Raw genomic sequence first — 10,335 nt, 5'->3', positions numbered from 1 at the left:
CGCGGGCCGCGGATCGCCGACCACTCCTCGGCCAGCTCGGCCGCGGGCTGCACCACCGGTCCGCCGACGTCGGGGCGGCGCCCGGCCGGCCCCTCGTGGACCGCCGCGGCGACGACCGCCGCGGCCGCCGCCGGATCGATCGGCTGCAGCGGCAACCGCGGCCGGGGCGAGAGCCCGACGCGGGCGGCGGCGGCGAGGACCTGGTCGAGCAGCGAGTGGAACTGGGTCAGGCGCTGGACCGAGGCCGGGACCGGGCCGTCGAGGACCTGCCGCTCCTGCGCCGCGTTGACGCGGTGGAAGGCCACCGGCGAGCGATCGCAGCCGACGATCGAGATCTCGACCAGGTGCCCGACGCCGGCATCGGCGGCCGCGGCCAGCAGCCGCGCGGTCGGCGGCAGCCAGGCGGACCGGCGGGCCGAGCGGCGGCTGCTCGCGTCGACGACCGCGTCGACCCCGTCCAGCGCCTCGCGCAGGCCGGCGCCGTCGGCCAGGTCGACCCGGTGGTGGGCGGTCCCGGCGAGGGCGACCGCCGGCGGCGTGCGGCTGAGCACCCGCACCCGGTCGCCGCGCCCAGCCAGCTCCTCCGCCACGAGCCTCCCGATCGTCCCCGTCCCGCCGATCACCGCTACCTGCATCACCGCTCCCGTCGTGCGTTGCCGGGACCGTAGAGCGCCGTCGGGCGCCGCGACAGGACCGGATCCGGGCCCGCCGGCCGGACCAACCGCGGCCGGGCCGTCGTCCGCCCGTCCGCGGCGGCCGGCGCCGCCGAACCGATCATCTAGCCTGCCGCCATGGCCAACGTCCCGTCGGCAACCGGGTTGCTGCAGCAGCTGATCCGCCTGAACACGGTCAACCCGCCCGGCAACGAGCGGCCGGCGATCGAGCTGCTCGCCGGGCTGCTGGAGGACGCCGGCTTCGCCGTCACGACGGTCGGCAACACCCCCGAGCGCCCGAACCTGGTGGCCGAGCTGCGGGCCACCGATCCGGCGGCCGCCGCGGCCGGCCCGGTCCTGGGGCTGCTGAGCCACGTCGACACGGTCCTCGCCAGCCCCGAGGACTGGCAGCACGACCCGTGGGGCGGCGAGTTGATCGACGGCGTGATCTGGGGCCGCGGCGCGATCGACATGAAGTCGCAGACGGCGGCCGAGGTGACCGCGGCGATCGACCTGGCCCGGAGCGGCTGGCGGCCCGCGCGCGGCGCGCTGAAGGTGATCGTGGTCGTCGACGAGGAGGTCGGCGGCTACGAGGGCGCCGTCTGGCTGACCCGCGAGCACCCCGAGCTGGCCGCCTGCGACCTGCTGCTGAACGAGGGCGGCGGCGCGCCGATGCCGTTCCGCGGCCGGCTGCACTACGGCGTCTGCGTCGGCGAGAAGGGCCCGGTCCGGTTCCTGCTGCGGGCCCGCGGCCGCGCGGCGCACGCGTCGACCCCCGGGCTCGGCGACAACGCGCTGCTGAAGCTGGTGCCGCTGCTGCAGCGGCTGGCCGACGCCGAGTTCCCCTACGACCTCGAGCCGGCGATCGCGACGATGCTCGACGGGCTCGGGCTCGACGGCGCCGATCCGGCCGCGTCCTACGCCGCGCTGCGAGCCGAGGACCCGGCGCTGGCCGCCGCGATCGAGCCGATGAGCCGGATCATGCTCTCCCCGACGCAGATCGCCGCCAGCGACAAGCTCAACGTGATCCCCTCGCGAGCCGAGCTGCGCGTCGACTGCCGCGTGCCGCCCGGGCTCACCGAGGCCCAGGCGCAGGCCCGGATCCTCGACCAGATCGGGCCGCTGCCCGACGACGTCGAGATCGAGTGGACCGAGACGATCCTCGGCAACGCGTCGCCCGAGCAGAGCCCGCTGATGGACGCGCTGCGGGAGTGGATCGGCGAGCAGGCGCCCGAGGCGACGATCGTCCCGACCTTCCTGCCGGGCTTCACCGACTCGCGGACCTGGCGGACGGCGTTCCCGGACTGCGTCGCCTACGGCTTCTTCCCCCACCGCCACCTGGAGCTGCGCGAGCAGGCCGGGCTGATGCACGCCAAGGACGAGCGGATCGACGAGCGCGACCTGGACTTCGCGACCCGCTGCTACCGCGACGTGGTCGCGCGGCTGCTGGGCTGACAGGATGACCCGGTGAGCGACGCCGGGCACACCCTGCTGCTGTGGGACTCGCCGAACATCGACATGGTGCTCGGCCAGCTGATCCTGCGGCGCAAGCCGACGGGCAAGGAGCGGCCGCGGATCGACGCCCTCGCCGACTGGCTGCGCGACCGCACCGAGCCGGGCGACACGACCGAGGCGGCGGTCTTCGCCAACGTCACCGAGCGCACGTTCAACGGCGTCCTCGGCTGGGCGGAGGTCGTCCGCCAGTCCGGCTTCCGGATGTTCCTCAAGCCGAAGCTGAGCGACGACTCCGACGTCGACGAGGACATCCTGGCGCTGCTCCACGAGCGCCGTGACGAGGGCCGCCTGAGCGAGGCGATCCTGATGTCCCACGACGGGATGGCGTTCGCCGAGGCGGCCAAGGTCCTGATCGCGTCGGGCATCCGGACGACCGCGCTGGTCTTCCCCGAGCACGCCACGCAGCTGGTCCAGGTCGACGGGATCGAGGTCGTCGACCTGGAGGACGTCCCCGGGCTGTTCGAGTCGCCGCTGCCGCGCCTGACCTTCGCCAGCCTGCCGCGCGAGGGCCGCTGGCTGGAGCCGCTCGGCGAGCTCTGAGCGCGCCCGACCAGCGGCGGCCCGCCAGCACTCCAACGCGATCCCAATCGCAGGTCACCCGCACCGGAACGCGATGTTGAGCGGACCGTGAACCGCCGCCGGCAGGCTGGCCCCCATGACCCGCATCACTCCCACCATCGCCACCGTCGGGGCGCTGGCCGCCCTGGCCCTGGCCCCGGCCGCGGCCCTCGCCGCCCCGAGCGCCAAGCCGAACCACGGCACCGCCGTGTCGACGGTCGCGAAGAAGCACCACAAGAAGAAGCACCACCACAAGAAGACGCACAAGACGACCACGGGCGTCAAGAAGAAGTAGCTCGGGCGAGCAGCCCGACCCAGGTCGACGCCCGGCGCATCCGCGCCGGGCGTCGGCGTTCCGGGCCGCCGCCGGGGCCGCGAGCGCCGTGCGCCAACGGCCCGCGCCGCGGCTCTCATAGACTGCGGCCGATGTTCGACCGGATCGACCACATCGGCGTGGCCGTCGCCCCCGAGGACCTCGAGGACCAGATCGCCTACCACCGCGACGTGCTCGGGCTCGAGCTCGTCCACCGCGAGACGGTCGAGTCCCAGGGCGTCGAGGCGGTGCTCTTCGACGTCGGGGAGAACCACGTCGAGCTGATCTCGCCGCTCGGCCCCGAGACGGGCGTGGCGAAGTTCCTGGCCAAGAACGGCCCGGGCATGCATCACGTCGCGTACCAGACGTCCGACATCGTCTCCGCCCTGGCGACGCTCAAGGAGCGCGGCGTGACGCTGATCGACGAGCAGCCGCGCGTCGGCATCCGCAACAGCCGGGTGGCGTTCCTGCACCCGAAGTCGACCGGCAAGGTGCTGACCGAGCTGACCGAGCCGGCGCACTGATCCCGACGCCCCTTCCGACCGTCACCCGACCCCAGGAGACCACCGTGTCCGACGACAAGCTTCGCGTCAGCATCGGCCTCGACAGCGCCCCGCCGCTCGCCATCCGCCTCACCGAGTCCCAGCTGAAGACGCTGCGCTCCGCCCTCGCCGGCGGTGGCTGGACCGACGTCGAGGCCGAGGACGCCCAGGTCCACCTGAACCTCGACAAGGTCGTCTTCATCCGGGTCGACAAGGACGAGCAGAAGATCGGCTTCGGCCTCTAGCCGGCGGCCCTAGTCGGCGCCCTCGCGGATCCCGAACCGCCTCTGGAAGCGGGCGAGCGGCGCCGGCGCCCACCAGTTGCGCTCGCCGAAGAGCCGCATCAGGGCCGGGACGAGCAGGGCGCGGACGATCGTCGCGTCGATCAGGACGCCGAGCGCCATCCCGACGGCCAGCTGCTTCATGAAGAAGACCGGGCTGACCGCGAACGCCAGGAAGACGACCGCGATCATCACCGCCGCCGCGCTGATGATCCGGCCGGTGCGGCCCATCCCCGACGCGACCGCCTGCTCGTTGGGCAGGCCGCGGTCGTGCTGCTCCTTGATCCGCGCCATCACCAGCACCGCGTAGTCGGTCGCCAGCGCGAACGTGACCGCGAACAGGAAGACCAGGCTGGTGACCTCGATCGCGTCCGGCCCCGGGTAGTCGAGCAGCCCCGTCAGCCAGCCGTGCTGGAAGACGAGGACCACGATCCCGAGCGTCGCTCCCAGCGTCAGGGCGTTCATCACCAGCGTCTTCAGCGGCAGGATCACCGAGCCGGTCAGCAGGAACAGCAGCAGCAGCGTCGCGGCGGCGACGATCGCGATCACCAGCGGCGCGTGGTCGATCAGGCTCTGCTGCTGGTCGACGAAGCGGGCGCTGTTGCCCGACACCAGGACGCTGGCGCCGGCCGCCGGTGGCGGCAGGTCGCGGATCGCGTCGACCGCGTCCTGCGAGCGCGCGTCGAGCGCCGGCGCGTCGGGGGCGAAGTTCGCGAACGCGACCTCGCCCTTGCCGCGCACGAACGGGCTGCCCGCCCCGATCCCCGGGATCCCCTCGATCCGCCGCCGCAGCGCGTCCAGCTGGATGTTCGAGACCGGGCCGCGGACCGCCACCGTGACCGCCTCGATCACGCTCCGCGGGTAGTGCGCCTGGACGTAGGCGTTCGGCGCGTAGGACGGCTGGCCGGGCGGCACGGCCTTGGCGCTCGGTCCCGTCAGGACGGTGCCCAGCAGCGGCGCGGCGGCGGCCAGCAGCAGCCCGGCGCTGAGCACGGCGACCACCACCGGGCGCCGCATCACCGCGCGTGCCAGCCGGTACCAGCCGCCGGAGTCGGACGAGACCGACGGGCCGCGGCGGATCGACAGCGCGTTCACGCGCGGGCCGAGCAGCGCCAGCAGCGACGGGATCACCAGCAGCGCCATCGCCGCCGACAGCAGGCCGACCGCCGCGCCCGCGACCCCGACCGAGTAGAGGAACCGCTGCGGCATCACGACCAGCGCGGCCATCGCGACCGCGACGGTGACCCCGGAGAAGAGCGCGGTCCGGCCGGCGGTCGCGACCGTCCGCCGGTGCGCCTCCCAGCCCGGGCCGTGGCGTTCGAGCTCCTCTCGGTAGCGCGAGACGAGCAGCAGCGCGTAGTCGACGGCCAGGCCGAGGCTGAGCGCGGTGGTGATGTTGAGCGCGAACAGCGAGGTGTCGACCAGCGCCGACATGATCCGCAGCACGAGGAACGTCCCGAGGATCGAGATCACCCCCAGCAGCAGCGGCAGCGCCGCGGCCACGACGCCGCGGAAGACCAGCACCAGCAGCACCGCCAGGACCGGGAACGCGATCAGCTCGGCGTTGGTGAGGTCCTTGCGGGTCTGGTCGTTGACCTCGTTGAAGCCGGGAGCGAAGCCACCGATCGAGACGTCGAGCAGCGACGAGCGGATCCGCCTGGCCGCCTCTGTCGCGGTGTCGCCGCCCTTGGACTCGATCTCGTTGGTCGACAGGTGGCCCGAGATCACCAGCGAGCGACCGTCCCGGGCCAGCAGCCCGCGACCGGCGCGGGGGTCGTGCAGCGGGTCGATCACGCGGCCGACGTAGCGGACGCCGGCCAGCACCTCGTGGAGCCGGCCGACCTCGCGCCGCACGGCCGGATCGGCGACGTCCAGCCGGCCGCCGCCGCGGGCTCGCACGACCACCACGATCCCGGGGTTCGGGTCGTAGCCCAGCGACGAGCGCAGCAGGGTCGTGGCACGCTCGCTCTCCGAGGCGCTGTCGGTGAAGCCGGCCGCCTGCAGGTGGCGCTCGACGTCGTGCCCGACCGCCCCGGCGACGATCGCGACCACGGCGACCAGCGCCAGCACCAGCCGTGGTCGCCGCCAGGTGAGTCCCGCGATCCGGTCGAGCATCGCCGGCACGCTACCACCAGTCCGTTCCCTCAAGGAACTCGCTCCGGTAGGGTCGGTCCATGCAGCGCACCCCGTTCGACCAGATGCACTGCTCGGTCGCGCGCACGATCGACGTGCTCGGCGAGTGGTGGACGCCGTTGATCGTGCGCGACCTGGCCCTCGGGATCAGCCGCTTCGACCGGATCCAGCGCGACCTCGGGATCTCGCGCAAGGTCCTCGCCCAGCGGCTCGCGGCGCTGGAGGAGCACGGCGTGGTGACGCGCGTCGCCTACCAGGAGCATCCGCCGCGCCACGACTACTGGCTGACCGAGAAGGGCGCGGAGCTGGCGATGGTGCTGCTCGCGATGCAGGCCTGGGGCGATCGCTGGACGGCCGGCGCGGAGGGCCCGCCGGTGGTGATGCGCCACGAGCGCTGCGGCCACGACACGACGGCGACCGTCTCCTGCTCGTGCTGCGGCGAGCCGCTCAACCTCCTCGAGCTGACGCCGCGCGTCGGCCCGGGCGGGCGCCAGGCGCGGGGCACGCACGAGATCCCCGCGGCCCTGGCCGAGCTGCAGCGGCAGCGGGCGCAGGCCGCCGGCGGCTGATCGGGCTCAGCGCAAGGTGCAGCGGGGCCCGGCGTCGGGCAGGCACCGCAGCAGCTCGCCGCGGGCGTAGCGCCCGGCGTTGGAGCGCTCGCGCTCGGGCAGCCGGGCGTCGGTCCGCTCCAGGCAGAGCCGGTAGTCGGCGTCGTCGCGCGCGACGTAGGTGCAGTAGCGGGTGACCTCGCCGAGGCTGCGGCTGGCCTCGCCGCGGCCGGGCTCCGGCGGGCCGTTGACCAGCGACGTCATCACGACGATGAAGACCACCAGCATCGGCAGCGCGCCGAACAGCAGCAGCAGGATCAGCTTGTTGCGCGAGCGGTTGTGGGCCGCGGGGTCGTCGGGGCTCAGCCGCAGGTGCTCGGCCAGCGGCGCCATCCCCTCCGGGTCCTCGCCGCGGACCGGCTCGACCGCGGGCGGGCGCTCGTCGCTCATCGTGCCGCCTCCGGATCGCCGTCGCGGGGCACGAGCACGTCGACCGGCCCCAGCGGGGCGACCGTCACGTCGCCGAGGTCGAAGACGTCGCCGTCGACGTTCCACTGCCGATCGGGATCGAGGTCGACCACGATCCGGTGCCCCTGGAAGACCTGGACGCCGCCGCGATTGCCGCCGTGGCGCATCCCCCATGCCCGCCGCACCAGCGAGAGCCGCGGGCCGGCCGGCAGCACGAACGCCTCGAGCTCCGGCGTCTCGGGATCGGAGACCGGCAGCTGGACGACGCCGCCGAACGACCCCGAGGCGGCGACCAGCACCTGCCAGACGTCGCCGTCGAAGACCTCGTCGCCGTCGACGATCACGCGGGCCCGGGCCGCGCGGCCGCGGACGGTCGCGATCGCCGCGCCGATCCCGTAGGCGACCGGGCCGAGCACCCGCTTCAGCGGCGCGGCCTGCTCGGCGGCGTAGACGCCGAGCCCGATCGAGGCGACGTTGACGAACGGCTTGCCGTCGATCGAGCCGCCCCAGACGGTCCGCCGCCCCGGGTCGGGATCGGTCGCCACCGGCACGGCGGCCTCGATCCCCGGCGGGATCCCCAGCGCGCGGGCGAAGTCGTTGGCGGTCCCGGCCGGCAGCACCGCCAGCGGGACGCCGTGGCGCGCGCAGGCCGCGAAGGCGGTCCCCACGGAGCCGTCGCCGCCGGCCAGCACGAGCCGGTCGGGACCCGAGGCGGCGGCCTCCTCGGCGCGGTCGATCGGGAAGGTCCGGACGTCGTGGCCGGGCCCGGCCAGCAGCTCCGCGACCTGCTCCGCGGAGCGTCCGGCGCCGGACCTCGGGTTGACGACCAACGCGAGCTGCACCCGGGACATGTTGCCCGACCGGCCCGCTCGCGGCGTCGGGGTGGCCGACGACCGCCGAGCGAACCAGGTGCCGGGATGCGCCGGCATACGTGCCCCTCGCGTCGCCGACTACCCTCCACGGCGTGGCGCGCCGACCCCGACCGATGCTGACCGACCGCGAGCTGCGACGCGAGGCGATCGACGCCCGCCGCAGCCTGGCCGCCCGCGCGCTCCACGGTCCGTTCGGGCGGATGTTCGCCAAGGCCGACCTGGCCGGGATGCGGCTGATCCGCTCGACCGCCCGCTCGCCGCGTGCGACCGACGCGATCGTGCGCTTCTCCCGCACCGGCGAGCACGGCGCGCTGTGGCTGGCGATCGGCGGCGCCGGCGTGGCGCTCGACGGCCGCCGCCGCGAGCGCTGGGCGATCGGCGTCGCCGCGGTCGCCGCCGCCTACGTCGCCAACACGACCGTCAAGCAGGTCGCCCGCCGTCCGCGGCCGCAGCTGCGCGACCTGCCGCCGCTGGTGCCGACGCCGACCCAGCTGAGCTTCCCCAGCTCGCACGCGGCCTCGTCGTTCGCCGCCGCGACGGCGTACTCCGGGCTGCTGCCACGGGGACCGCTGTTCGCGACCGCCGGGGCGATGGCGCTCTCGCGCGTGCACCTGGGCGTCCACTACCCGACCGACATCCTCGTCGGCGCGACCCTCGGCGCGGTGACCGGCCGGCTCGTCCGCGGCCTCGGATCGCTGATCGTCGCGCCGGGCCACGAGCCGGGCGCCCGCGGCGGCCCGATCCCACCGCCGGCCGCCGCCGGCCCTGCCCCGGGAGCCGGTGCCTCGGCGACCGGCGCGCAGGACTCGACCACCACGGAAGGACCGACCCGATGAAGATCGGCATCGTCGGCATGCCCAACGCGGGCAAGTCCTCGCTCTTCAACGCCCTCACCAAGTCGGGCGCCGAGGCGGCGAACTACCCGTTCACGACGATCGAGCCGAACGTCGCGGTGGTCCCGGTCGAGGACGAGCGGCTGAAGCTGATCGCCGAGCAGATGGGCGCCTCGGAGATCGTCTACGACCACATCGACTTCCACGACATCGCCGGCCTGGTCGCGGGCGCCCACAAGGGCGAGGGCCTGGGCAACAAGTTCCTGGCCAACATCCGCGAGACCGACGCGATCGTCCACGTCGTCCGCGCCCACGACGACGCCAACATCATCCATCCCGACGGCTCGGTCGACCCGCTGCGGGACATCGAGACGATCGAGACCGAGCTGCTGATGGCCGACCTCGAGCAGGCCGAGCGGCGGCTCGAGCGGGTCACGAAGCAGGCTCGCGGCGGCGACGCCGAGGCGAAGGCCGAGCAGGCCTGGCTGGAGCAGCTGATCCCGGCGCTCAACGACGGCAGGCCGGCGCGGATGGTGCCCGCGCCGGAGGACCACCCGAACGTGGTCAAGACGCTGTCGCCGCTGACCGCCAAGCCGGTCCTGTTCGTGGCCAACGTCGACGAGAACGACGCCTCGGGCGAGGTCCCGGCCGCGATCGCCGAGCACGCCGCCGCGATGGGCGCCGTCGCCGTCGCGGTCTCGTCGCGGCTGGAGGCCGAGCTGGTCGAGATGGACGACGAGGAGGCCTCCGCGCTGCGCGAGGAGATGGGCTTCGCCGAGTCCGGCCTCCAGCGGATCGCCCACGGCGCCTTCCAGCTGCTCGACCTGATCACGTTCTTCACGGTCGGCTCCGGCGTCCGCGGGCAATCGTGGCACCTGCGCCGCGGCCTGACCGTCTGGCACGCCGCGGGCGAGATCCACACCGACATCCAGAAGGGCTTCGTCCGCGCCGAGGTCGTCGGCTGGCAGGAGCTGCTGGACGCCGGGGGCTACAGCCAGGCTCGCGACAAGGGCACGCTGCGGACCGAGGGTCGCGACTACGTGATGCAGGACGGCGACGTGATCACCGTCAAGCACACGAACTGAGGCGCGGGCCGCCCCCGCGCCGGCTCAGCCGCCGCCGGCGATCTCGTCACGGCGGCGGCGCGCCTCGGCGAACAGCGCCAGCACCTCGTCGCGGCGCTCCTCCGGCACCGACAGCCGGACGCCGCCGACGATCGATCCGCCGACCTCGACGCCGACGCGCAGGTGCAGCGTGCCGCGCTTCTCCTTCGCCTCGACGGCGACGTGGGAGACGTGGAAGCGGTGACCGGTGGCGGCCCGGTGCAGCGTCTCGACGACCGTGCCGTCCAGCCGCAGCACGTCGTCGCCGAGCACGATCTCGATCACCGGCCGTGGCTCGGGCATCAGCGACGGCGGGACGGGGCGGGCGGCATCGGGGGAGCTTCCCACGCCGGCCCGTCGCTCCCCGGGACCGGGCCGGATCTCGGGGGCGCTGGTCGCCCGGGGCGGCGCGCGGTCGCGCGCGGTCAGCCGCGCCGCGCGAGCGCGGCGAGGGTCGCCACCTCGCCGGCCCGCACCCGCCAGCGATCGCCGCGCGGCACGGTCACGTCGAAGCGC

At 74.4% G+C, this 10,335-nt stretch carries 13 protein-coding genes; 8 read left to right on the top strand and 5 right to left on the bottom strand.

Features of this window, described 5'->3' with window-relative positions; all coding sequences use genetic code 11:
- A partial coding sequence (locus PAI11_RS09510; protein WP_040599515.1) for an SDR family oxidoreductase occupies positions 1-635 on the bottom strand: 635 nt, incomplete at its 3' end.
- Positions 636-791: 156 nt separating this feature from the next.
- On the opposite strand from PAI11_RS09510, the gene PAI11_RS09505 reads away from it, so the two are divergent.
- The 5 genes from PAI11_RS09505 (at position 792) to PAI11_RS09485 (ending at position 3,826) form a co-directional block, all read left to right on the top strand.
- A complete protein-coding gene (locus PAI11_RS09505) occupies positions 792-2,108 on the top strand; it encodes a M20/M25/M40 family metallo-hydrolase (RefSeq protein ID WP_007573620.1) in 1,317 nt (438 codons plus the stop codon).
- Between the two features lie 12 nt (positions 2,109-2,120).
- Complete coding sequence (locus tag PAI11_RS09500) at positions 2,121-2,708, top strand: NYN domain-containing protein (protein WP_007573618.1); 588 nt, start codon at positions 2,121-2,123, stop codon at positions 2,706-2,708.
- 115 nt (positions 2,709-2,823) lie between these two features.
- On the top strand, positions 2,824-3,021 hold the full coding sequence (locus tag PAI11_RS09495; RefSeq protein ID WP_007573616.1) for a hypothetical protein: 198 nt from the start codon (positions 2,824-2,826) through the stop codon (positions 3,019-3,021).
- A gap of 131 nt (positions 3,022-3,152) precedes the next feature.
- Positions 3,153-3,563, top strand: coding sequence for a methylmalonyl-CoA epimerase (gene mce, locus PAI11_RS09490; protein WP_007573615.1), 411 nt, complete (start codon positions 3,153-3,155; stop codon positions 3,561-3,563).
- Positions 3,564-3,607: 44 nt separating this feature from the next.
- On the top strand, positions 3,608-3,826 hold the full coding sequence (locus PAI11_RS09485) for a hypothetical protein (protein WP_007573612.1): 219 nt from the start codon (positions 3,608-3,610) through the stop codon (positions 3,824-3,826).
- 9 nt (positions 3,827-3,835) lie between these two features.
- Here the strand turns inward: PAI11_RS09485 and PAI11_RS09480 are convergent, their stop codons facing one another.
- Entirely contained in the window at positions 3,836-5,977 is a 2,142-nt protein-coding gene (locus tag PAI11_RS09480; RefSeq protein ID WP_007573610.1) for an MMPL family transporter, read from the bottom strand.
- A 59-nt stretch (positions 5,978-6,036) separates the two neighbouring features.
- Here PAI11_RS09480 and PAI11_RS09475 point away from each other — a divergent pair, with 59 nt between their 5' ends.
- Entirely contained in the window at positions 6,037-6,564 is a 528-nt protein-coding gene (locus PAI11_RS09475; RefSeq protein WP_007573608.1) for a winged helix-turn-helix transcriptional regulator, read from the top strand.
- 6 nt (positions 6,565-6,570) lie between these two features.
- On the opposite strand, the gene PAI11_RS09470 is transcribed toward PAI11_RS09475, so the two are convergent.
- Together PAI11_RS09470 and PAI11_RS24205 are read right to left on the bottom strand one after the other, a co-directional pair.
- Complete coding sequence (locus PAI11_RS09470; RefSeq protein WP_007573606.1) at positions 6,571-6,993, bottom strand: hypothetical protein; 423 nt, start codon at positions 6,991-6,993, stop codon at positions 6,571-6,573.
- Entirely contained in the window at positions 6,990-7,853 is an 864-nt protein-coding gene (locus PAI11_RS24205) for a diacylglycerol/lipid kinase family protein (protein ID WP_170320710.1), read from the bottom strand. The genes PAI11_RS09470 and PAI11_RS24205 overlap by 4 nt, the downstream gene beginning before the upstream one ends.
- Positions 7,854-7,975: 122 nt before the next feature.
- On the opposite strand from PAI11_RS24205, the gene PAI11_RS09460 reads away from it, so the two are divergent.
- Together PAI11_RS09460 and ychF are read left to right on the top strand one after the other, a co-directional pair.
- Complete coding sequence (locus PAI11_RS09460) at positions 7,976-8,719, top strand: phosphatase PAP2 family protein (RefSeq protein WP_138974204.1); 744 nt, start codon at positions 7,976-7,978, stop codon at positions 8,717-8,719.
- Complete coding sequence (ychF, locus tag PAI11_RS09455; RefSeq protein ID WP_007573600.1) at positions 8,716-9,801, top strand: redox-regulated ATPase YchF; 1,086 nt, start codon at positions 8,716-8,718, stop codon at positions 9,799-9,801. The genes PAI11_RS09460 and ychF overlap by 4 nt, the downstream gene beginning before the upstream one ends.
- 24 nt (positions 9,802-9,825) lie before the next feature.
- Here ychF and PAI11_RS09450 read toward each other — a convergent pair whose 3' ends face one another.
- Entirely contained in the window at positions 9,826-10,122 is a 297-nt protein-coding gene (locus tag PAI11_RS09450) for a hypothetical protein (protein WP_170320709.1), read from the bottom strand.
- Between the last annotated feature and the right edge of the window lie 213 nt (positions 10,123-10,335).

It is taken from the genome of Patulibacter medicamentivorans, assembly GCF_000240225.1.
Taxonomy (GTDB): Bacteria; Actinomycetota; Thermoleophilia; order Solirubrobacterales; family Solirubrobacteraceae; genus Patulibacter; species Patulibacter medicamentivorans.
This window is presented reverse-complemented; position numbering and strand designations above follow the sequence as displayed.

Excerpts from the sequence above, each read along its gene's own strand:
- PAI11_RS09475 (WP_007573608.1), top strand. The coding sequence starts at position 6,037 with ATGCAGCGCACCCCGTTCGACCAGATGCACTGCTCGGTCGCGCGCACG.
- PAI11_RS09495 (WP_007573616.1), top strand. The coding sequence starts at position 2,824 with ATGACCCGCATCACTCCCACCATCGCCACCGTCGGGGCGCTGGCCGCC.
- PAI11_RS09480 (WP_007573610.1), bottom strand. The coding sequence starts at position 5,977 with ATGCTCGACCGGATCGCGGGACTCACCTGGCGGCGACCACGGCTGGTG.
- PAI11_RS09505 (WP_007573620.1), top strand. The coding sequence starts at position 792 with ATGGCCAACGTCCCGTCGGCAACCGGGTTGCTGCAGCAGCTGATCCGC.
- PAI11_RS09450 (WP_170320709.1), bottom strand. The coding sequence starts at position 10,122 with ATGCCCGAGCCACGGCCGGTGATCGAGATCGTGCTCGGCGACGACGTG.
- PAI11_RS09470 (WP_007573606.1), bottom strand. The coding sequence starts at position 6,993 with ATGAGCGACGAGCGCCCGCCCGCGGTCGAGCCGGTCCGCGGCGAGGAC.
- mce (WP_007573615.1), top strand. The coding sequence starts at position 3,153 with ATGTTCGACCGGATCGACCACATCGGCGTGGCCGTCGCCCCCGAGGAC.
- ychF (WP_007573600.1), top strand. The coding sequence starts at position 8,716 with ATGAAGATCGGCATCGTCGGCATGCCCAACGCGGGCAAGTCCTCGCTC.